Origin of the sequence: Advenella kashmirensis WT001 (assembly GCF_000219915.2) — a bacterium.
Lineage (GTDB): Bacteria > Pseudomonadota > Gammaproteobacteria > Burkholderiales > Burkholderiaceae_B > Advenella > Advenella kashmirensis.
This window is the reverse complement of sequence record NC_017964.1, coordinates 3,775,312-3,797,706: the sequence shown is the minus strand read 5'-3', so window position 1 is coordinate 3,797,706 and position 22,395 is coordinate 3,775,312. Positions and strand designations below refer to the sequence as shown.

Annotated in this window: 18 protein-coding genes and 5 pseudogenes; 10 read left to right on the top strand and 13 right to left on the bottom strand. The window is 52.1% G+C overall.

Going from position 1 to position 22,395, the window contains the following annotated elements; translation table 11 throughout:
• Positions 1 to 25: 25 nt before the first annotated feature.
• The 9 genes and pseudogenes from TKWG_RS17835 to TKWG_RS17790 all read right to left on the bottom strand — a co-directional run bounded on the left by TKWG_RS17835 (position 26) and on the right by TKWG_RS17790 (position 9,691).
• Positions 26 to 781 carry an aspartate/glutamate racemase family protein gene (locus TKWG_RS17835; protein ID WP_014752170.1) on the bottom strand — a complete coding sequence of 252 codons (756 nt, stop codon included), beginning with the start codon at positions 779 to 781 and terminating at the stop codon, positions 26 to 28.
• On the bottom strand, positions 778 to 2,214 hold the full coding sequence (gene hydA / locus TKWG_RS17830) for a dihydropyrimidinase (protein ID WP_014752169.1): 1,437 nt from the start codon (positions 2,212 to 2,214) through the stop codon (positions 778 to 780). The genes TKWG_RS17835 and hydA overlap by 4 nt, the downstream gene beginning before the upstream one ends.
• A gap of 11 nt (positions 2,215 to 2,225) precedes the next feature.
• The gene (locus tag TKWG_RS17825) at positions 2,226 to 2,957 is read right to left on the bottom strand and encodes a maleate cis-trans isomerase family protein (protein ID WP_041709630.1); all 732 of its coding nucleotides are present in this window, start codon (positions 2,955 to 2,957) and stop codon (positions 2,226 to 2,228) included.
• Positions 2,958 to 3,035: 78 nt separating this feature from the next.
• Positions 3,036 to 4,349, bottom strand: coding sequence for an MFS transporter (locus TKWG_RS17820; protein ID WP_041709629.1), 1,314 nt, complete (start codon positions 4,347 to 4,349; stop codon positions 3,036 to 3,038).
• A 519-nt stretch (positions 4,350 to 4,868) separates the two neighbouring features.
• Entirely contained in the window at positions 4,869 to 5,192 is a 324-nt protein-coding gene (locus TKWG_RS17815; RefSeq protein WP_014752166.1) for a type II toxin-antitoxin system HicB family antitoxin, read from the bottom strand.
• Positions 5,193 to 5,898: 706 nt separating this feature from the next.
• Positions 5,899 to 6,405 carry a ClbS/DfsB family four-helix bundle protein gene (locus TKWG_RS17805; protein ID WP_014752164.1) on the bottom strand — a complete coding sequence of 169 codons (507 nt, stop codon included), beginning with the start codon at positions 6,403 to 6,405 and terminating at the stop codon, positions 5,899 to 5,901.
• 222 nt (positions 6,406 to 6,627) lie between these two features.
• Positions 6,628 to 7,269: a 3-isopropylmalate dehydratase small subunit gene (gene leuD / locus TKWG_RS17800; RefSeq protein WP_014752163.1), complete on the bottom strand. Its 642-nt coding sequence runs from the start codon at positions 7,267 to 7,269 to the stop codon at positions 6,628 to 6,630.
• Positions 7,262 to 8,693 (bottom strand): annotated as a pseudogene (leuC, locus tag TKWG_RS17795) (3-isopropylmalate dehydratase large subunit). Before leuC ends, leuD begins: the two are co-directional and overlap by 8 nt.
• Positions 8,694 to 8,719: 26 nt before the next feature.
• The gene (locus tag TKWG_RS17790) at positions 8,720 to 9,691 is read right to left on the bottom strand and encodes a tripartite tricarboxylate transporter substrate binding protein (RefSeq protein WP_014752162.1); all 972 of its coding nucleotides are present in this window, start codon (positions 9,689 to 9,691) and stop codon (positions 8,720 to 8,722) included.
• Positions 9,692 to 9,872: 181 nt separating this feature from the next.
• On the opposite strand from TKWG_RS17790, the gene TKWG_RS17785 reads away from it, so the two are divergent.
• Positions 9,873 to 10,775 carry a LysR family transcriptional regulator gene (locus TKWG_RS17785; protein WP_014752161.1) on the top strand — a complete coding sequence of 301 codons (903 nt, stop codon included), beginning with the start codon at positions 9,873 to 9,875 and terminating at the stop codon, positions 10,773 to 10,775.
• Positions 10,776 to 11,089: 314 nt separating this feature from the next.
• Here the strand turns inward: TKWG_RS17785 and TKWG_RS17780 are convergent, their stop codons facing one another.
• Positions 11,090 to 12,094, bottom strand: a complete 1,005-nt coding sequence (locus TKWG_RS17780) for a type I restriction endonuclease (protein WP_202947736.1) — start codon at positions 12,092 to 12,094, stop codon at positions 11,090 to 11,092.
• A 319-nt stretch (positions 12,095 to 12,413) separates the two neighbouring features.
• Between TKWG_RS17780 and TKWG_RS17770 the strand changes: the two genes are divergently transcribed.
• The 7 genes and pseudogenes from TKWG_RS17770 (at position 12,414) to TKWG_RS17745 (ending at position 18,283) form a co-directional block, all read left to right on the top strand.
• Positions 12,414 to 13,298, top strand: a complete 885-nt coding sequence (locus tag TKWG_RS17770; protein WP_014752159.1) for a Bug family tripartite tricarboxylate transporter substrate binding protein — start codon at positions 12,414 to 12,416, stop codon at positions 13,296 to 13,298.
• A 156-nt stretch (positions 13,299 to 13,454) separates the two neighbouring features.
• Positions 13,455 to 14,096: a GntR family transcriptional regulator gene (locus TKWG_RS17765; RefSeq protein WP_014752158.1), complete on the top strand. Its 642-nt coding sequence runs from the start codon at positions 13,455 to 13,457 to the stop codon at positions 14,094 to 14,096.
• A gap of 74 nt (positions 14,097 to 14,170) precedes the next feature.
• Positions 14,171 to 15,170: pseudogene (locus TKWG_RS27345) on the top strand (Bug family tripartite tricarboxylate transporter substrate binding protein).
• A gap of 35 nt (positions 15,171 to 15,205) precedes the next feature.
• Positions 15,206 to 16,281, top strand: a pseudogene (locus tag TKWG_RS17755) (isocitrate/isopropylmalate dehydrogenase family protein).
• Between the two features lie 38 nt (positions 16,282 to 16,319).
• Positions 16,320 to 16,478 (top strand): hypothetical protein, encoded by a 159-nt coding sequence (locus tag TKWG_RS23730; RefSeq protein WP_171815183.1) that lies wholly within the window; start codon positions 16,320 to 16,322, stop codon positions 16,476 to 16,478.
• A 2-nt stretch (positions 16,479 to 16,480) separates the two neighbouring features.
• Positions 16,481 to 17,203, top strand: coding sequence for an amidohydrolase family protein (locus TKWG_RS17750; RefSeq protein WP_238534239.1), 723 nt, complete (start codon positions 16,481 to 16,483; stop codon positions 17,201 to 17,203).
• 109 nt (positions 17,204 to 17,312) lie between these two features.
• Positions 17,313 to 18,283, top strand: a pseudogene (locus TKWG_RS17745) (5'-nucleotidase).
• Between the two features lie 196 nt (positions 18,284 to 18,479).
• Here TKWG_RS17745 and TKWG_RS26675 read toward each other — a convergent pair.
• Positions 18,480 to 19,994, bottom strand: a pseudogene (locus tag TKWG_RS26675) (M81 family metallopeptidase).
• Between the two features lie 28 nt (positions 19,995 to 20,022).
• Positions 20,023 to 21,006 carry a Bug family tripartite tricarboxylate transporter substrate binding protein gene (locus tag TKWG_RS17735; RefSeq protein WP_014752157.1) on the bottom strand — a complete coding sequence of 328 codons (984 nt, stop codon included), beginning with the start codon at positions 21,004 to 21,006 and terminating at the stop codon, positions 20,023 to 20,025.
• A gap of 121 nt (positions 21,007 to 21,127) precedes the next feature.
• On the opposite strand from TKWG_RS17735, the gene TKWG_RS21940 reads away from it, so the two are divergent.
• Positions 21,128 to 21,373, top strand: a complete 246-nt coding sequence (locus tag TKWG_RS21940) for a LysR family transcriptional regulator (protein ID WP_050981666.1) — start codon at positions 21,128 to 21,130, stop codon at positions 21,371 to 21,373.
• Positions 21,358 to 22,041 carry a LysR family transcriptional regulator substrate-binding protein gene (locus TKWG_RS17730; RefSeq protein ID WP_050981665.1) on the top strand — a complete coding sequence of 228 codons (684 nt, stop codon included), beginning with the start codon at positions 21,358 to 21,360 and terminating at the stop codon, positions 22,039 to 22,041. Before TKWG_RS21940 ends, TKWG_RS17730 begins: the two co-directional genes overlap by 16 nt.
• A gap of 48 nt (positions 22,042 to 22,089) precedes the next feature.
• Here the strand turns inward: TKWG_RS17730 and TKWG_RS23095 are convergent, their stop codons facing one another.
• Entirely contained in the window at positions 22,090 to 22,362 is a 273-nt protein-coding gene (locus TKWG_RS23095) for a hypothetical protein (protein ID WP_238534238.1), read from the bottom strand.
• Positions 22,363 to 22,395 lie beyond the last annotated feature (33 nt).

Sequence of the window (22,395 nt, the reverse complement as noted above, 5' to 3'; positions counted from 1 at the left end):
CGCCGCCCGATCTTTGATCACATAATCATGGTTCCCACCGGTCTCTGGCAAGCAACCGCGACAGTGCATCGGGTAAGCCTTTATTCGGTTTGATCGGTGGTGCAGCAAAGCTGCCCTTGCTAGCGCCGTGAGGCGCCAGGATTGCCAGGCTTTGTGCGTGGCACACAGCGCTGGACACCCCATCGACGACGGGTACAGGAATGCGGTCTTTGACCTGCCTGGCCAATCCTGCGAGCGGTGCGCCCGCCAGAATGATAACGTCAGCCCGATCGTGTTCAATGGCCGCTTCGCACAATTGCACCAGGCGCTCGGCATGGTCGGTCTGTACGGTTCCGATATCGCGCAACGGTTCCTCCAGGCTGCGAATGCTTGCCAGGCGTGAGATCAGGCCGTTGCGTTCCACGCATTCACGGTACCAGGCTGTAATACGCGGCGAAATGGCAATTATGGAAAAACGCTGACCCAGCAGGCAGGCGCTTGCCAGCGCGGCTTCGGTCAATCCCACTACGGGTATGTTCATGGCTTCGCGCAACCCGTCAATGCCAGGGTCTCCGAACGCGGCAATGATCACTGCATCATGCAAGTGGGCCTGTTCGGCGGCCAGTATCGCCGCAGCGTAGCCGCCTATCAGGGCTTCGAAACGGGTTTCTATATAGGCGACGCCCAGTTCGGCGGTGCACATGGTGATTTGTGTTTCGGCATTGGCAGCGCGACGGGCTTCGGCTTCAATCAGGTCGCTGACGCTGGTCGATATGTTTGGATTGATAATCAGTAATTTCATTGATTTTCGCTACCTGGAGAATGAATGGGCTGCAGGGTAGGGGCGGTTCTTCGCAAGAACTGTCCCTGGCCCACCGCACCTTTGAACGTTCCATGCTCATAGACGATCTGTCCACGGGACAGCGTCAGGCCCGGGGCAGCCCGCAAGCCGATGCCCTCATAGGGGGTGTAGTCTACGGCGTGATGCAAGTTAATGTTCTGGATCGTCTGCGGATCTTCGGACCAGATGACAAGATCCGCGTCGGCGCCAATGGCGATCGTGCCTTTTCTCGGATGCAGTCCGTATGCCTTGGCCGGATTAGTTGAGGTCAGCTCAACAAAGCGGTTGATGGACAGTCTGCCATCCAGCACGCCATAGGAAAACAGCAGTGCAAGCCGCGTTTCCAGGCCGGGTATGCCATTAGGAATACGGCGGAACGGTACCTGTTTCCCCCCCGGTTTTTTACCTTCCGGCGAATCATATGAGAATGGTGCGTGATCGGATGAAAATATTGTGAACAGTCCGTCCGATAATCCTTGCCATACAAATTGCTGATTGTTTTTGTCGCGCGGCGGCGGGCTGCAGACACATCGGGCGCCTTCATAACGGTCATCGCATCCCAGGTCCTGTTCCGTGAGAAATAAATACTGCGGGCAGGTTTCTGCGTAGATGGTGATGCCCTGGTTGCGAGCCCAACGGATCTGGTCCATGGCTTCTTTGCCCGAAACGTGAACGATCATGATTGGTGCGCCGGCAAGCTCGGAAAGTGAAATTGCCCTGTGCGTAGCCTCGCGCTCCACCAGCATCGGACGAGAGTGAGCGTGGTAGCGGGGGCTGATGCGCTCCTGGTGCTCCAGGCGCCGGGTAAGCCATTCAATACAGTCAGCATTTTCCGCGTGGACCATGGCCATGGCGTTTTTCGTGCGTGCAATGTCCAGCAGATCCAGTATCTGATGATCATTTAACTTCATATCTTCGTATGTCATATACATTTTGAATGACGTATACCCCTCGTCGATCAGACCGGGCAACTCTTGCAGCACCTGTTCTGACGGGTCGGTGATGATCATATGAAAACCGTAGTCGATGCAGGCAAGATCCTGAGCGCGGTCATGGTAGTTGCTCACCGCTTCGCGCAGGGACTGGCCCTTGCGCTGTACCGCAAAGGGAATGATCGTAGTGGTTCCGCCGCAAGCAGCAGAGCGGGTACCCGTTTCAAAATTGTCCGCCATACGTAACGGGGGCGGGATGGGTTCGTCCAAATGGCAATGTCCGTCAATCCCCCCGGGCGTGACCCAGGCGCCTTGCGCGTCTATTTCTTTTGAACCAGAAGCAATGCCCAATCCAAGCTGGGCGATCCTTCCATCCTGTATTCCAATATCACATTTGAAAGTATCGCTTGCTGTCGCTGCATGCGCATTGCGTATAACAAGATCGAAAGTATGTGTCGTCATGATTTACCTTTTTACACTTGGGCTTCACAGAACATCCGACCCCAGCCCTTGAGGTTATGCGGATTTATCTTGAGCATCTCAAACGCTTTCCAGACCACGGCAGCGACCGAGTCGTAAATCGGAATGTCAAGCTCCGCTTCAAGTTCCTTGACGATATGGGCCGCCCTAAGGTTGGTACATAACACGGTAATGGCATCCGGCTGTTTTTCTGCAACCTGACGAATCATGGTGGCCAGTGTCTCGGGCTGGACACAACCGAACTCATGGTTCACGGTAAGACCCAGGTGAGCCTGCGCAATGCAATTGATGCCGGCTTTGCGGTAATTATCGATAATCAGATCCTGTACTTCAGCAATGTACGGTGTGACCAGACCGAGATTGCGAACTTGATTGCGTTGCATCAGTTCATGCAGCGCCAGTACTGCTGTGGTTGCAGGAATGCCGGTGCGTTCGGTAATTTGACGACACAATGTCTCATCGCGCTCAATACCAAGCCAACCGGCCGATGTGCCACTCCAACAAATAACGTCTACATGAGCGTCTGCCAGCAACTGTGCCGCTTCAAGAATGACGGCTGGATCAAACTGGTTAACCGATTGCTCGCGCATGGATATCTCTGTAACCGGAAATCGCGAGAAGTGTGCTGAAACGTGCGGGACGTCGGCGACAATGGCACTGGTCAACGGCTCCAGTGCTGTATTGGACGAAGGGGTGAGCACACCTATAAATTTTCTTTCCATCATTGAATTACCTTGTGGCAAAAACAGGTTCCGTGGCCGTCAAGCCAGAGAACCCGGATTGTGTTGAACTTGCCGATTGAACTAGACCGGAACCTTCTCTTCATATTTGATCAACAGCGTAGAACAGATGAACAGGCCAATGCCGGCGGCGGTGAACAACATGAGCGCGTAGAAATAGGATCCTGTTGCCTGTACAATCATTCCCACGCAGATGGGCACGCCAATTCCGGCTACATTGCCGCCAAGATTCATGATGCCGCCCAGAATACCCACGCGATTGCGGGTGCCAAGGATAGAGGGAATGCACCAGAACAAGCCACACCAGCGCAGGAAAAAGAGCGTTACAGAAAGCAGGATAACGACGGCGATGGGATCTTTGATGACCGACACGCTATAAATTGCAATCGTGGCGATGATCGAGGCAATGGCAAAAACGATTCGCAGCACGGTGCCTTGCGCGGTGCCGGATGCAATCCATTTATCGGCGATCCAGCCTCCTGCGATCTCGCCTACGAAACCGGCGAAAAACATAAGAAATACCGCGCCGCCCATTTCCTTGATGTTAAAGCCGTGTACGGCCGCCAGATAGTTGGGCATCCAGGTCAGCAGGCCGTAGAAGAGGGCGTTGAAACACATCCATCCGAAAAACATGCCCCAGACCGAGCGGTAGCGCAGAAAGTCCAGGACACGCCCGCTGGTAGTGGCGGGCTCGTTGGCCAGATCCTGTGCATGCGCCGCTTCAATGTATTCGGCCTCGGCGCTATTGACGGCGGGATGATCGCGTGGGTGATCGCGAATGATGCGCCAGGCAAACCATCCGCAAATCATCGTGCCGATACCTGCGACGGCAAAGGCCAGGCGCCATGAATCGAATGCAGCAATCAGGCCGGAAATAAGAATGGCGCCCAGTGCCGCGCCTAGCGGCGCGCCGCCGTCAAGCAATGTTGCTCCACGCCCCCGTTCTGTTTGGGTCATCCATATGCTGTTGAGTTTGCCTCCGGCCGGGTAAATGGGCGCTTCTGCGGCTCCCAGTCCGAGGCGGGTCAGCAGCAGGCTGAACCAACCGGTGCAAAGTGCGGCAATTCCTTGGAAAAAGCCCCAGCCAATGGTTGAGGCAACAATGACTTTTCGCGGGCCGAAGCGATCAGCCAGCATGCCGCCTGGAATTTGCATGAACGCGTAGGTCCAGAAAAACGAGCTGAGCAAAATTCCCTGTACGGTGGGACTGATTTCAAATTCTTTGGAGATCAGCGGCATAGCTACGGAAAGCGAGGCGCGATCAATATAGTTGATCGAGATAAGGAACAACATCATTAAAAATATGCGCCACCTTACTTTTGTAGGTTTCGCATCACTGTTGACCGCGTTCAACGCGGAAGCGGGTATGCCTGCCATGAGTTTCTCCGATAGTCGGGCTAATAGGGACCTCTTTCTGACAGGTACTTTAGCGTTTGTTATTTATTGTTGAAATAGGTGTTAACACTAAAGTTAACAAATAAACAATGAAAATTTATCTAATAAATACAATATGATAGATGGCAGTGCGAAATTATCCTACGGTGGTGCAGAATGTGCTTTTCGAGTGCAGCAAATAGGCTGTCACTGGCGTCTGTCGAGCAGGCGAGTTCTTTTGCGTGGCAGGATGACCACACAGTGCTTGAAGAGATAAGGGGATGGCTTGGAGGCAGACTGCAGGTGACCAGGCAGATGCCGCAGGGGAAAAGTGCTCGCATGAATCGAATTTTTCTTAAGCAGAGCGATGCTCAAACACCACTAGCGATTGCGCGAAGATGCGCCCCTTTCTGAGGTAAATCAAGGCGGTTAACCGAAGAGACGAGCGCCTGGAATGGCTTCAATCAGGCCGTCGGTATGGATAATTTCTAGTGCTGCTTGATGCGATTGTCCAGGATTGGGCTAGCCTGCCAGTTTGGCGCTTACGAATCGATTCATACTTACTCCCTGCTCTGCTGCGGCAATGGCAAGCTTGCGATGTACCAAGGGTGGCACCCGTACCCGAAATTGCCCACTATACTGTTTATCTGCGATTGGCGAAGGGACGACTTCGCCGTTGCGTTGCATATCCTGAACTGCCTCGGCCACGACTTGCATAATGCCAGCCAAAGCCTGGGCCGGATCACTAGCCAGCCATGACAACGAGGGGAGTTCGGCGCACAGGCCGATATGCTCTTGATCTTCGGGAGACCAGCTTACCCGGTAGGTGTAGTGTTTAACATTCATTGTCATCGTCCAAAGTTGATTACATGTTTTTGGATTTGTCGAGTGCAGCCAAGACCTGTCTGACCTGATAGATTTTGGCCTTGCCGTTACTATTTTGAATATTGATCCGAGGGTCTCCTTGCCACGGCGTCTTAAAAATCATGTGACTGGAGCTGCTTGAACGTGGTTCGCCAAAAAAATGCGTGCAGATTTTCACCAATTCGGAAAAGCGAACATTTGCGGGCTGATTTCTCATTTTCGCCAGAATTTTCTCTATTCCAGACACAGCGTTACCACCTCGGAATTAGCGTTATGGTATCAATATTGATACCAAATTTCAACAAACGGAGTCCAACACACCCGTTGGCTGTTTAGCGACAAGCAAATTATCAGCATGTGTAATTCTGCGCCATCACCACGGTACCTAGTGCTGATTAGTGCACTCACGCAGGTCGTTTATTTTGTACACCTAGAGTTTATTGGTACTGTGTGACCGCACACAATATCGGAATCTACGAAGCGCTGGGCAGGATAACGGTCAGATGGTATTCACTGTCCTCAGCGCATGCCGCGGTGCACGGTTGTCATATCGGCGTAACAGTGCCAATCTAAAAAGAAATCTTTTTCATAAAACGTTTTTGAGCCTGAGCAGACAGAACCGCCATGGACCATGCGGAATTATCTGTGTCATGTTCTGCGCTAAGTATGGCAGCTCGTCGGTACGCGACTACAGCTGCTTCCATTTACGGATTTTTTTGCGAAACGTCGTGAACGGCGCAACCGTATTGATATGCAGCCAGTAGTATACGGGCCAGGCGGAAGGGGTTGAAGATGCCCACTGGCGGCGCCCGGATTCGAAGAAGTCCTGGTCAGAGAGTGAATCCACAAGGCAGATAATACCAACGAGGCGATTAGCGAACTCGGCCTGTAATTGCTGTATTGAAATACCGTTCCATTTTTGATAGAACGATTCATAGAGGCTGCCAAGCTTATTCCACTTAAAACCAGGCGCCGGTGTGGTCACTTCAAGGCCCTTTTTTTCGTCCCGCTCCCAGCTGAGCAACAAGTCCATCCACCCAAGCTGATAAGCAAGCATCTGCACAGGGCTGCGATCTACACCTGTTTTCATTAGATCTCGCTCGGATTCCGCAATATCATTAAATTCCGAAACGAATAAGTTTGCTTGCTTGACAAGCTCATTTTTAAACGCTTCTTTGGATTGGTATGTTTTCACGACCAGGACTTTGATGCTTTATATAACTAACTTCAGGCACGATAGGGCGCTGTTCCTTATTTATTTTATGACGCTTGCACAAAGGAATGTTTGATCTGGATCGAATACTTGACGATACAACACGTGCATGGTCACATCATAGCCGGGTCGTGATCCCTTGCCTGCTCAAACGCTTGCGCATAGACGGCAAGCGTTTGGTTTTCATTGTTAAGACCGGGAAACTCAGCCTCGTAGGCGGGTGACTGTTTTGCTTGCCACGTTCGCTTGCCAGGGATAGCGCTTGTGATACTGCTGCACGAAATCATCAATTTGCGGTTTCAGGGTGAGTGTTGCATCGACAAGATCGAGGTTCTCCAGGAACATGCGTCGATGACGTTCATGCAGCTTGAAGCCGGCGCGAGTGGTATGGCTCTGGACCGTCATATTGACCAGATCAATCGCCACATGCGCTGTCTGTGGGTTCTCGACGTCTGCCAAAATGTTCTTTACCTCGTCTTCGGTCAGGACAACCAGCAGCAGGCGGTTATTCATCGCGTTGGAGTAAAAAATCTCGGCAAAGCTGGATGCTATGACGGCCTGTATGCCGAATTGGCTGAGTCCCCATACGGCATGCTCGCGGCTTGAACCGCAACCGAAATTGGCACCGCCCACCAGGATATTGGCGTTGGCATATTCGTTGCGGTTCAGCACGAAATGATCAATGCGCTGGCCCTGCCGGTCGAATCGCATGTCATAAAGCAGACCCTTATCCAGTCCTTTTTTGTCTATACCGCGCAAAAACTGTTTGGGCATGATCTGATCGGTATCCAGATTAGGCTGGGGGATTGGGGCAGCCACGCCCGAGATGACATGGTGTTCAGTCATGAAGACTCTCCGGTTGATCCAGCTTGCGTACATCGGTAATGACGCCTGTAATGGCAGCGGCAGCGGCCATGGCCGGGCTCATGAGATGGGTGATGGCACCGCGACCCTGCCTTCCTTCAAAATTGCGATTGGTGGTCGAGGCGCAGCGCTGTCCGAAGCCGAGTACGTCGTCATTCATGGCAAGACACATAGAGCAGCCGGGCTGGCGCCATTCAAAACCGGCATCTATCAATATTTGCGCAATGCCCTCGGCCTCTGCCTGTTGGCGCACGGCGCCAGAGCCGGGTACGACCATGGCGCGCACGCCATTTGCAACATGACGCCTTTGTACAATTTGCGCTACTTCACGCAAATCCTCAATGCGGGCATTGGTACAGGAGCCGATAAACACGTGTTGTATCGGCGTACCCAGCAGCGAGGTGCCGGCGGTCAGGCCGGTATAGTCAAGCGCTGTGCGGTGTATGATCGGGCGCCTGTCTCAGGATGGCCATGCCGATCGTCTGCAGGGATCAGCTCTTCTACGGAAATTGCTTGATCAGGGCTGATCCCCCAGGTCACGTAAGGCGCAACCTCGCCTGCGTCAAAGTGATGTGTAACGTCAAATACGGCATTGTCATCGCTGAACAAGGTCGCCCAGTGAGCGAGAGCCTGTTCCTGTATGTCGGTTGAAATATCAGTGGCGCGTTCCAGTACGTAATTAATGGCTTGCTGATCGGGAGCGATCAGCGCGCCTCGCGCCCCGGCCTCTACGGCCATATTGCATAGGGTGAAGCGCGATTCAATAGACAGCGCGCTGATGGCCGCACCGCAAAATTCGATCACATATCCACGGGCGCCTGAGCACCGATATGACGAATGATCATCAAGATCAAATCCTTGGCGGTGCAGCCGATGGGCATCCTGCCCTGGACCTCTATTCGCATATTGCCGGCCAGGCGATACACCAGCGTTTGCGTCGCAAGAACATGTTCCACTTCAGAAGTGCCGATGCCAAAGCCCAGTGCGCCCAGCGCCCCATAGGTGGTGGTATGGCTGTCCCCACATATGACTACCATGCCTGGACGTATCATGCCGTGTTCGGGACTGACAACGTGCTCGATTCCCTGCAACGGATCATTGGTATCAAACAGGGGGATGCCGTGCATATCACAATTGCGTTTGAGGTTGCTGGCTTGCAGGGCGGAGGCCGGATCTGCGATGATCCGATTCTTGACCGAGTGAGTGGGAATAATGTGGCTGACGACGGCAACGTTCTGCCCCGGCAAAGGTACCGGCAGGCCTTTGTCGTTCAAGCCGGCAAAGGCTTGGGGGCTGGTGTACTCGTTCATCAGATGCAGGTCTGTATAGAGCAAAATATTCTGCTCATCCAGCCTGGCGACGGTATGCGAGTCGAGCAGTTTTTGGTAAAGGGTTTTTGCAGTCATTTCATCTCTTCATACAGGGAGCCGGTTTAGTCGGCCTTAATGCCGCTGGCCTTGATCAGCGATGCCCATTTTTTCATGTCGCTGGTCAGCAGCTCGCGCGCTTGGGTGGTGGTTGACGGTGCGGGATCAAATGCCTCTTTGGTCATGCGTTGCTTCAGTTCGGGTTTGTTCAATGTCGCATTGAGTGTGGCATTCAGTTTTTCGATTACCGGCTTTGGTGTGCCAGCAGGAGCAAACACCATGAACCAGGTCTCGAAGCTGTAATCGGGCAAACCGGCTTCGGCAATGGTGGGTACATCGGGCATCAGCGCAGAGCGTTTGGGGCCGGTCACGCCAAGGGGTCGCAACTTGCCCCCCTGAACTTGTGGCAAGGCAGCTGAAAGCACGGGAAAACTCAATTGCACATGCCCGCCAATTGTGTCCAGTAAAGCCGGACCGCCGCCTCGGTAGGGAACGTGAGTGATATTGGTTTGCGAGACCGACTTGAACAGCTCGGCCGCCATATGAAAAGTGCTGCCTGTGCCGGCTGAGCCATATTGCAGCGTCCCTGGGGCGGCTTTGGCATCACGGATCAGGTCTGTGACTGTTTTGGCTGATAGTTGATTATTTACGACCAGCACGTGCTGAGAGGTAGCAACCATGCCAATCGGATCCAGATCGGCGAGCGTGTCGTAGGGCATGCGCTGGTAGAGCGCAGGGTTGATTGCCAATGACACTGTCTGCAAACCAATGGTGTAGCCGTCGGGCTTGGCCTTGCTGACCAGGTCAACGCCAATATTGCCGCCAGCTCCTGCCTTGTTTTCAATGACGACGGGCTGGCCCAGGGCCTTGGCCCAATCATCGGAAATCAGGCGGGCAGCGATATCGGCGCTGCCGCCGGGTGCGTACGGGACGATAAGCCTGACCGGCTTTTCCGGAAAGGACTGGGCCAGACAGGCGGTGGGCAAAACAAATGCCATGCCTATAAGTATTTGGCGTAACGGGGTAATCCTGCGCATTGTTTGTCTCCTGGAATTATTTTGTATGTGGTTTTGCCGTATCCGTGTTTGCCTGACACGAAAGCCTATTCTAATTTGCTTGGTTGCAGACATAATGTCAACATATTCAATTTATTATTTCCTGTGGAGATATAATGGGTATGAATTTCAATTGAAATTGACACCTGAATATTGCACTTGCATGGATTCCTATTCTGATCTCGGATTTTTCGTTTTACTGGCCAGACATGCGACGCTGGCGCGTGCTGCGCAGGAGCTCGGCGTTACACCGTCTACCGTGAGCAAGCGTCTTGCTGCGCTGGAGCAGCGCCTGGGTGTCCGACTCATGAATCGCACCACGCGCCGGATCAGCTTTACGGTGGAAGGAGAGTCCTATCTGGCTCAGGGCAATCATCTGCTAAACGAACTGAAAATGCTTGAGCAGACACTGGTGGGCAGCCGCGCTGCGCCGCGAGGTCTGCTGCGTGTTCACGCTACCCTGGGCTTTGGCCGACGCTATATCGTGCCGCTAGTGTCGCAGTTTCAGCGAGACAATCCCGAAGTAGAAATACAAATGCAATTGAGTGATCGTCCGGTCAATCTGGTCCAGGATGGCTTTGATGTTGCGATTTGCTTTGGCGAACAGCGTGACTCCAGCCTGACGGCAAGGACCATTGCCCTGAATTGTCGAATCCTTTGCGCCTCTCCCAGATATCTTGAAAGCGCGGGCACGCCGGCGCATCCGTCGGAACTGCGCACGCATCGGTGCATTGTCATTCGGGAAAACGACGAGACTTTCGGCACCTGGCGCCTGAGCATGGGCAATCGCAGTGAAACCGTCAAAGTGCGTGGGCCGCTTAGCACTAACGACGGCGAATCGGCATTGGCCTGGGCGCTGGATGGGCACGGCATTTTGATGCGGTCCGAATGGGATGCGAAACCTTATCTTGAATCAGGACGTTTGCGGCAGGTGCTGCAAGAGTGGAGCCTGCCGCCAGCCAATGTCATGGCAGTCTATCCCACGCGACAGAACCTGTCAGCCCGCACTCGGGCATTTGTCAACGCCCTTGTGGAGTGGTTTGAGCCGCAGGGCAAGCGGTTTTGAAGTGGAAAGGACAAAAAGTCGTTTTGTCCAGTTCACTGCCTTAATACGTTGCATCTGGCTGTTGACGTTGAATCATCACGGAGGTTGGGGCTGCCAAGATTTCGGGTGCATGCCTGGGACTAAGTTATTAATAGGCAGGTCACTGAGAATCTATTACTCCGCGATCTTGACGCTACGTTTGAAGTTGTCGTCGTTTTTACAGTATTCAAGGGCTTGCCTGAGCAAGCCAGCCAGCCTGTATAGATTCTCTGGTTTGTCCAACACGATTTGATTCCCGGTTCCCAATTCGAGACCTGCTCTTAGAACTTCGGCTTTCAAGGCTTCAGTGATTGGTTCAATGAATTGGACAGTAGGCGTCGCCGATCGCCCCAGAAACGGAACAGCCATCTATTGGACTTCCCTCTATGCACGATAGAGTAATAGGTTTCTGTATCTCTGGGCTGCAGGTCTTCACCGACGAGAATATCGCAGCATATATTAAATAGTCTTTGTTCATCCGCAGTTGTAATTATGTTTTCATTATTCGGATCAGTAATGGAATTGTCTTCCGCTTCGACTGAATCTTTCGGACTTTCTTCCCTTACGGTTGTTTCCTGGGTCTTTTCTGTGGCCGATAAGCTAGTGGCTACCATTGTACTTATAGACTGAGCGATGGCCTGCTTGACTATGGGCTGGACACTTTCCAGAAAACGTCCAGTGAGCGTTCTTTGAATATTTGAGTGTGAAACTACGTATCGAACAAACTCCAAATTGCAGTCTTTCAAAGCAGAGGTAATGACTTCTTTGAAGCAACTTAAGTATATATTTTCCTCTGCTAGCGCCCGTAGCGCCTCGGGCTCGAGCTCATCATGATGGAAGCGGCGAAGCTGGTTTGCAACGTCGGGATTGCATTCCTCAAAGTTGATCGTCAGGAACGGGTCCGTATCCATAATGTTTTTGTTGACCAAATCCGTAAAAAAACGCCATTCTCTGCCATTCGTGATCGCTGACGACTGTCCAACTTCCGGCGTGGCGTTGTAATAGCGTGAAAGTTGCGGGCAGTGATTAGTCAGGTTTTGCGAAAAGCCTTTGGCCTCAATGAAAATGACCGGGATCCCCGCACTAAATAATGTGTAGTCTACGCGTTCGGAAGCTTTTACTCCCGGAAAGTCTGCAGCATATTCTGCTTGTACCCGAGTTGGATCATAAGGGCTAAAACCTAAAATATCGAGAAGCGGCAAAATAAGCGCCTGTTTTGTAGTCTCTTCTGTAGCGCAATGCAATCCGACCTTTTTCACATGTTCGATGTGCAAGTCGATTCGCTTTTTGAATTCTTCCATTGTCGTCTCTCCGATTTAGTTCTCATCTTGAACGGATACCACTGGTCTTATGATGCATTCAATTTCGTTTGTAGTTTATTGTTACTATTTTCGATTAAGTATATGCAAGAGTTCGAGTATTGGATACAGCCCATATTGTAATAATTGCTTGAAATACAGCTTTTCGTCGTAAATAGGATCAATAGCAACAGACTTGATGCTAATCCGTGCCTTTTGAACCGCCTTTGTCTTTACACGCTTCCCGAAATTCGTGTACCATTCGTTTAAATATATTTTTGTATACATAAATATATTTAAATAAAACACATAGGAGAAAGGGATGAATACAAGCCGTTGGCTGGCGCCGTGTGCCGCCGTGCTTTTTGCTTTGGGAGGTGGCAGCGCATTGGCGCAAGCGCCGGATGTCTGGCCGGAACAGCCAATCACACTTGTTGTTCCATTTGCTGCCGGCGGCGGTACAGATAGCATTGCACGGGAGTTTGCGTCCGAACTCGGTCAGGCGCTGGGCCAGACGATCGTGGTGGAAAACCGCGGTGGCGGCGGAGGCTCCATTGGCGCGGCCAGAGTGGCTCAGGCTCGAAAGGATGGCTATACACTGCTATTTGCCACTTCTACGTTTGCAACCAATGCCGCCTGGGAGCAAAGCAAGCTTTATGATCCGATCAAGGATTTCACACCAATTGCTCAACTGGGTAATGGTCCGCTGATGCTGGTGGCTGACAAATCCCTCGGGCTCAGCACAGTGGGCGAGTTGATTGAAAAGGCAAAATCTGATCCGGGCGGTGTGAACTATTGCTCAGCAGGTCCGGGAAGTATCAACCATTTGTCGGGCGCCTTATTTACACAGCGCGCGGGCGTGACCATGTCGCACGTTCCATATCGGGGCAGTGGTCCGGCCACACTGGATCTGATCGCTGGGCGAGTGCAGGCTTTTTTCGCGACCATGCCCACGATGCTCGAACAGGTAAAGGCAGACAAGGTCAAATTACTGGCAATGACTTCCAAAGAACGTTCGCCCTTGTTTCCGGAAGTGCCAACATTGCAGGAGTCGGGCGTGAAGGATTTTGATATCAAGACCTGGTGGGGCGTGCTGGGCCCGGCGGGTCTTCCCGAGCCGGTTGTGCAAAAGCTTAATGCCGCAACGAATAAAATTGCGCAAGGCCGTTTGATCAGCAATCGCCTGAAGCACGAAGGGCCAACGTAGTGACTGGCACGCCCGGTGACTTCGGCAAAATGCTGATGCAGGAATTGACGATGTGGCGATCGGTTGTCGATACAATACCGAAATCGTAGCGCGCCGGGCAAGACTGGCTGGGCGCCGTGTATTTCATGTCGAAACGTTAGTTGAGCGAAAACCACCATGCCTATTTCCAAAGACAATACCCAGTTTCATGCGGCCTATCAAGATATCAAGCAGAAAATTCTTAGTGGATTTTTCAGCAGCGATGCCCGCCTGCGCGAAATGGAAATTTCCAAGCTGATAGGCATGGGTCGTACGCCGGTAAGGGAGGCGCTCAAGCGGCTGGAGGACGAGCGGTTGCTGACCCATGAGCCGCGTCGTGGCCTGGTCATCACCCGAATCGACAAGCAGGGTGTCACAGAGCTTTATGCCATGCGTGAAGTCCTGGAGGGCGCCGCTGCGGAATTTGCTGCGCGTCATGCGACTGATGCCGAAATTGACAATATGCAGTCGATTCTGGAGCAGAGTGAACAGCCTGATAGCGATCCGGTCAGAATGAACTTGCAATTTCACGAGGCTATCTATGGTGCTGCACATAACCAGCATTTGATTCGCACGCTGCAGTCCATTTCAGATACAACGTTTTTGCTGGGCCGCAGCACACTGCAGTCGCCGCAACGGGCGCAAAAGGCCGTGGCGGAACATCAGCAAATCCTGGCCGCCATCCGTGATCGCGATCCTGAAGCGGCCAGCATTGCGGCGAAAAACCATATCCGTCAGGCATTTCTTGAACGGTTGAAAATGTTGCGTGATGCCGACTAATCCGGTGTAGAGGCGGGCGGGCCCCGATTCGCCTGGTGTGAGGCTATTGCGCTGGAAAAGATGAAGGTGGAAATATGAATGAGCAACAATTGGCAATGAGCAAGCGACGCTTTATGCAAAGCAGTTGTGCACTCCTTATGCTGCCGCTAGCGCGAATGGCTGCAGCCACTGGTGACGCTTATCCGGCCATGCCGATATCGGTCACGGTACCGTATGCGCCAGGAGGGCAGGGTGATCTATTTGCCAGAATGCTGTCAGAACCACTCGGCAAGGCGCTTGCCCAAACGGTGGTCGTTGAAAACCGCCCTGGAGCCTCTGGCATGCTGGGAACGCGATTGATTATTCGTCAGAAGCCAGACGGACACCATCTGCTGCTCGGGCAAACAGGCGAAATTGCAATCAACCCCGTTGCAAACCCGAATGCGGGTTATAAAGCGCTGGAAGCGCTCGAGCCATTGTGCTGGTTGGCGACTCGCCTCTGGTGCTGATAACCGCTAGTGGCTCGCCGTTTAAAACGCTTAATGATTTGCTTGCCAAGGCAAGGCAGGCGCCGGAATCAGTCAATTATGCATCGTCAGGGACGGCCACGCCCGGACATCTGGCCGCTGTCGCGCTGGAGCTGGGCACTAATACCAAAATGACGCACGTTCCCTATAAAGGGGCAGGTCAGGCAATGACGGATGTGATTGGCGGACAGGTTGATTGCTTCTTCTCAAGTGTTTCGGCCGCCATGGGTCATATCAAATCCGGTTCGGTCAGGCGCTTGCGACAACGACGGGCAAGCGACTTGCTTCCCTGAAAGATACGCCAACGGTCTCAGAAGCGACGGTGCCTGGCTTCAATTACAGCTTATGGGGCGGTTATTTCGCACCCGCAGGAACATCAAAAGAAGTGATTCTGCGACTGAATCGGGAAATCAACAGAATATTGGCGCAGCCAGCGATCCGGGCACGACTCGATGCCGATGGTGCGGCAGTTGACGCCAATTCACCAGAGCAATTTGCCGAATTCGTGAAGGCCGAGATCAGCAAGTACAGCACGCTGATACAGTCAGCCGGCATCGTCCTTGAATAATCATTTACAACATAATTAGCGCATACAGGAATTTTATGAAAATCGTAATTCTTCCGGGAGATGGAATCGGTCCGGAAACTATGGCAGTAGCAGAACAGGTTTTGAATGCTGTGTCCGACCGCTTCAATCTGGAACTGGAGCTGATGCATGACATGGCCGGGCACGACAGCCTGAAGCAGTACGGCAGCACGGTGACGCCCGCATTGCTGGAGAAAGTAAAGGCGCCGACGGACTGATGTTGGGCCCTATGGCCACCTATGATTTCAAGGATGAGGCCAAAGGTGAAATTAACCCTTCCAAATTCTTTCGCAAGGAACTTGATCTGTATGCCAACATCAGACCATCCCGGACATACACAGGTGTGCCAGCACGGCTGGGTGAGTTTGATCTAGTGGTGGTCCGGGAAAATACCGAGGGTTTCTACGCTGACCGCAATATTGAACAGGGCAGCAGCGAACTGCTGATTACTTCTGATGTTGTCATCTCCCTGCGACGTATCACCCGCAAATGTTGTGAGCGGATTGCGCGCTCTGCTTTCGAATTGGCAATGACACGCAACAAGCACGTCTCTATCGTCCATAAGGCAAATGTCCTGAAAATTGCAGATGGCATGTTTATTGATATTTGCCACGAAGTGGGGCGTGAGTTTCCTGAAGTCAGGGTCGACGATTTTATCGTGGATGCCATGATGGCTCATGTAGTGCGTGACCCCGCCAAATTCGACGTCATCGTGACGACCAATATGTTCGGCGATATTTTGTCCGATCTCACGGCAGAGTTGTCTGGAAGTCTTGGGCTGGGTGGCTCGCTGAACGCGGGCGACAAGTACGCGATGGGTCAGGCTGCTCATGGCTCGGCGCCGGACATCGCCGGTCAGAATATTGCCAATCCGATCTCCCAGGTTTTGTCGGCTGCCATGCTGCTGAACTGGTATGGTCAGCGCAAACAGGCGCCTCGGTTCACACACGCTGCAGATGTCATTTTCCAGGCAATTGCTGACTCAATCGCATCCGGCAGAGTAACGAAAGATCTTGGCGGATCATTAGGCACAAAAGAAGTAGGACAGTCGCTGGTTCAATTGTTGGGTGCTGGCGAGCACATGGTGTCCTGAACGCTTTCTGGCGTTTGAACAAACACAAGTGGTTATATATGTCTTTTATTCATGAGCTGGCCTGCGACTGTCATGTGCATGTGATTGGTTCACATCAGCGTTACCCCATGCTTGAGCGCCGGTTCTATACGCCGGCCGAAGCGAACCTGAACGCATTGCGGCAGCACATGGTCGATTATCGCTGGGCCGGGCTGTGATTGTGCAACCCAGTATATATGGAACAGACAATCGGTGCCTGACCGATTGCCTGGACGCCGAACCAGGCATATTTCGCGGAGTGGCCGTGTTGGATCGTGATGTGACTGATGACCAACTGGCAGTGCTGTCCGGCAAAGGAGTGATCGGGATTCGCATCAATCTGGAAAGTACGGGGGCTGGTAATATGGAGCAGGCACTTGACGCCATTCGGTACTGGGCGAGCAGGCTGGCCGGAACCGGCTGGCATATTCAGATATATGCCGGTTACCAGCTCATCAATGATGTTCTGGCGCAGTTGGGTGTGTTGCCAATTACGCTTGTTATTGATCATTTCGCGTTGGTCCCGCCCGGGCTTGCTCTGGGCCAGCTTCGTATCAGCCAACTATACAGACGTCTGGCCAGTGGCGACGTGTATATTAAGCTATCGGGCGCTTACCGGGTGGGAACGGCGGACGATGCAGATCGAATTTCCAGGCTTGCGCATTCATTATTTGCTGCAAACCTTGAAAGGGTGGTGTGGGGCAGCGACTGGCCGCATACCAACCGGGAGTCAGGGAAATTGGCGACTCAGATCAGCGCATACCGGGATGTCAGCCCCGATCTGCTGGCGAGGGAGCGTTCGCAGTGGCTGTTGACTGATGATATTGCATACAAGATCCTTGTCGAGAATCCCGCCAGGCTTTATCGTTTCGGTGACATGACTGATTCAGGGAAAATCGGCTAGTTATTCTATAAAATGCATTATCTGCATTCTGTATAAAGAATTGACCAATGAGCGCGCAGCGTAGCCCCATAGAGATCAACCCCCAAGAGCCCGATACGCAAAGGACGCCATGCCCTACGATCTAGCAGATCGCCTGGTTATTGGCGTGGCCTCCAGTGCCGTATTTGACCTGACCGACTCTGACGCAGTCTTCAAACGCGACGGCGAGGAAGCCTATCGCAAATTCCAGGAGCACAATCTTAATAATCCGTTGCCCAAGGGAATTGCCTTTCCTTTTGTAAAAAGACTGCTTTCGCTTAATCATATGCGGCCCGATCCTGAAGATCCGCTGGTCGAAGTAATATTGTTGTCTCGAAATGATCCGGATACGGGGCTGCGGGTAATGAAGACGATTGAACACTATGGGCTGGGTATCACGCGTGCCATTTTCATGCAGGGGCGCTCGCCCTACGAGTATATTCCTGCATTGAACATCTCGCTGTTTTTATCTGGCAACAAGTCTGATGTAGATGCGGCAATTCGCGCGGGATATCCTGCCGGGCATGTTTTGGATTCAAAATTTGATGATGACGAACAGGATCACGCCTTGCGTATTGCATTTGACTTTGATGGCGTGCTGGCCAGTGATGAGTCTGAAAGCATTATGCAAGCGTCGGGATTGAGCGATTTTCATGCTCACGAAGTGGCAAATGTCATGAATTCGCATGGTCCCGGACCGTTACAGGATTTTCTGATTCGGATCGCAAAGATTCAATCCATTGAAGAGCAATTCAAAAAACAAAACCCCGACTATGAGAATCGGCTGAGAGTATCGCTGGTCACTGCCAGGAATGCGCCATCGCACGAAAGGCGCTCAATACCCTGAAAGCCTGGGGCGTGATGACCAATGATGCTTTCTTTCTTGGTGGCATTGCCAAAAAACATGTGCTGGGTGTCCTAAAACCACATATTTTCTTTGATGACCAATCGGCGCATCTGGAGCTAACCAGCTCGCTTGTTCCGTCGGTACATATTCCATTTGGCATAACCAATAAGGATGTCGTTGTGGCGCCCAAACCGTCCCAACCGTCCAAAACCTGATCGGGAAATCTATATGTTCATTTGGACCAAGGGACGGCAGGGCATGTCATATGTGCGCCAGCCATAGCCCGTAGTCAAAGCCTCACAATCAAAGCTCGCGGTTTTCACACACAGGCCAGAAAGAACAATTGCCTTCCTGGCCTGTGTGTAAACCATTTTATTGACTGATGTCCATTATCAAACCGCCGGTTTACGGCTACTGTATCCCTTCAGCATGCGCCAATGTCGCCTCGCTATCCAGGGGATAAATGGGGCGAGACAGATGCCGGAACGGGAAAATGTCATAATCCGAGCTGCATACGCCGGGGCCGGCGATCAGGACAATATGCCGGGCGTCTTTTTCAAATCCCGCTCTGAAATGCTGGCGTGATTTGATCAGTACATATTTCTTGCTGAACGGGTCTATACCTGCGTGGGTAAATACACCCACATCATAGGGCTCCTGGGCTTTTCCGATATAAATATGGTCACGCCGTTACTTTCCAGGACCACGGTGCGGCCCAGGCTGAGCCACATTCCGGTAAACATGGGCCGGTAATCTGGAAATTGCCATCGGTAATATTAACGATTTTGCCGGTAATTCGAAGTGGCTGGCCTTTGAGTTCGAGTTCGGGCATATCCGTTTTTCCACCCAGATCAATCGTTACTGTTTCTCCTATCCCCGACTTGATGAGCGTGTCCACTGCCTGCGGATCCCAGATCGGCCCGGCAACCACATCTGTCAGTTCCTGTTTCATCACTTCTTCCAGAACGGCCATCACATCCGTGACGCCGCCAGCACCACAGTTGTCGCCGTGATCGACAAGAATGACCGGCCCTTCTTCCAGCTGCTTTGCCTTGGCAATGGATGTTGACAGGGGCTCTACGTCATAGACAAAATCCTGTTTCCTGGACCATGCCAAATCGCATAACTCATTGAGCAACTGTTCGGCTTGCGCTGTTTTGTTTTTCTCCGCGACAATCACAACTGACAAGCCGACATGAGGAATATCAGCCAGCGGGAATCCACCAAAAACGGAAGCATTCAGCACCACACCGTCAGCTTCGGCTTGCATGGCTTTGTCCATGATGTCTTTCATGGGCTGGCCCGACGGCGTCTGCCTGAGCATGTGCGTCAGCATCGGCAGACGGCGCCAGAGAATGGTGGTTTCCAATTGCTCAGACAGGATTCTTTTGAGCGTACGTCCAGCTCTTGCGCCGGTCTCATAGATGTCTACATGAGGATAGGTGCAGTAACCCGTAATCACGGTTGCATTACGGACGAGTGTTTCACTGAAATTGGCATGAAAGTCCAAGGCAACCACGACCGGTACCTGTTCCGGCACCACCTGCCGGATACGACGCAGTAATTCACCTTCTGCGTCGGGGTATCCTTCGGCACCATGGCGCCGTGCAGATCCAGTAATACTGCATCACAGCCTTTTTTTACAGTAGCAATAACGGTGTCTGCAATATGTTCAAACGCGGCTTTCTGTACAGTGCCGCTGGGTACCGAGTTGGCAAGGATAGAGAAATCCACTTCGGCATCGAGTGAGGCGGCCAGATCCAGATAGGCGGCGGCCGCGCTGTTGGTGTTTTCACACAATTGCATCGCCCGCAGGCCATAGGCTGGGCCGTCCGTTTTGGTACCGCGACAGAACGAATGCAGTTGCGTCTGGATAGGTGAAAAAGTATTTGTCTCGTGTCGGACTAATGCTACGACCACTTTCATGCTGTTACCCTGTTTTTACTTGAGGTTGTTACTGTTTTTCCAGACCGGACGCGTCGACCAGTTTTTTGTACCGCTGGGTTTCTTCGAGAATGAACTTGCGGCTTTCAGCGGGAGGCGTTAAGACAGGTTCATAGGCAAACAAATTCAATGCGTCTGTAAAGTCCTTGTCGTGCTCGCCTTTCTTGATGGCCTGATACAGTTTCTCGATAATCTGCGGCGGTGTGCCGTTTTTTACCACTACTGAAAGATTCGATTTGACGGTCAGCGCTTTGGGATCGTCGTAGGATTGTGTCTGAATGGAGGGGATCTTTTTCAGCGGCTGTGACTGCAGCACTGCCAGCGGTTTGACTTTGCCGCCTTCGTAATAAGACATGGAAGAGCCTGCAACATCAATATGGGCCGTGGTGACGCCGCCGATCAGGTCGGAGACGGCCGGTGGCGAGCCGCGGTATGGAATGATTTCGAAATCAAGCTTGTTCTCTTTTTTCCATTTGTCCAGCGCCAGGTAAGCCGAGCCGCCAATGGTATTGACGCTGATGGAAGCCTTGTTCGGATTTTCAAGAATGAACTTTTTCAGATCTTCCATCGTATTGAACGGACTGTCTTTGTTTACGATAAGCCAGTGGGCATAGGTATTGAGCACGGTAACGCTGGTGAAATCCTTGTCGCCGTCATAGCGTGGCTCCTTCAGCAGAAAGTTATTGATGTTCAATGTGTTGTCACTGGCTACGAATAAGGTGTAACCGTCGGCCTTGTCTTTCAGGACCGACAGCGCGGCCGGAATCGTGCCGCCGCCGGCAATGTTCTCAACGACTGCGTTGTTGCCCAGGTTTTCAGATAGTTTCTTGGCAACCAGGCGTCCAAGAATGTCAGCCGAACCGCCGGCAGGATAAGGAACAACCACGCGAAATGGTTTGGCGCTAGGCCAGTCTGAGTCGGCTGCATGGGCCGATAAACTGGTGAGTGCGACAAGGGACACCGAGGCGCAAAGCAATGATTTTAGAAATTTCATTTTTTGTCTCCGTTTGTGGAACGAATTATTTAATAAACTGGAATTTGTAGTTTAAATTCACCATTTAGATATGTCTAATATATAATTTATCTAATATCCATTTATTTTAAATATGATAATCATGGACGAGCATCAATTGCGCTGCTTTGTGACGGTGGTGGAAACCGGCAACTTGTCGAAGGCCGCCAGGCTTATGAATATGACTCAACCGCCGCTGAGCATATTGATTCAGAAGCTTGAGCAGTCTATGGATGTCGCGCTGTTTAATCGGCAGAAGAACCGCCTGGTATTGAGTGAGCCGGGCAGGCTTTTTTATATCAGGCCAAAGATATTCTGGCCTCTTTCAAGACATTGCGGCACGATGTAAAAAATAATGCCGCCGGTACAGAAGGAAACGTATCCATCGGCTGCTCCACGGCGGCAAGCCTTTTTATCCTGCCTCTTGTGATGGAGCGCATTCAACACGAAGGGCTCAATATCACGGTGAATGTTCGGGAAGGAGCAAGCGCTTATATTCTGAATTGCCTGCGCGGCAACGAGCTGGATGTCGGAATCATCAGGACCCGATTTCAGTCGGAAGATCTAGTGATGCGTACCCTGATGACGGAGCCGCTGATGCTCACGGTCTCACAAGATCATCCCTTGGCAAGCAGGCAAGATGTGAAGCTATCGGATCTGGCGCAGGAGAATTTCCTCTTGCACGCCAGCACGGACAGCAATGGCATACGCGAACATATTCTGGAAGCCTGTAGCATGGCGGGTTTTAACCCAAGGATCGTTTATTCCGGGAACGAAACTTTGCCCATGTTGATGATGATTGAGCGCGGCATCGGCATTGGCTTTGCGCCCAAAATGTTTGAAAAAATCTTTATCGGCCGTAACGTAAAGTTCATCGAGTTGCTGCAGCCAAAGTTGACCAGCCAATTGAACTTGGTAACGGTGAAGTCGCGTGCCGAGTCTGCGGTCACAACGCGGTTTTTGAAAATTGTGTCGGAGGTGTTGGATGAGAAGTCAGCAGGTTACGTCTCTGTTTGAGCGACTGTGAATGACTGATAATCCTGAACTGATTCGCGCGCACTTTCGCTATTCTATCGCTGCCAGCCCGTCCACTTTTTCTGCTACCGCGTGAGCTGACGCAATGAGATCGGTGACAATCCGGTCGTCTATGTTCAAATCCCCTTCATATTCACCCAGATTACGAATGCCATGACACTTGTCCAGTATCCGCCAGACTTCAGGCCCCAACCCCAATGTGTGCGGCAGTAGCTGGAATACGATATAGCGATTCCGGTCTGTAGCCATGCCAGCGTAAAGCTGCCAGGCACAGGGAATGTGCGGCGTTGTAGGCCAGGTCAAAGCGGCTTTCTATCGACAAGGATGTATTTTGGG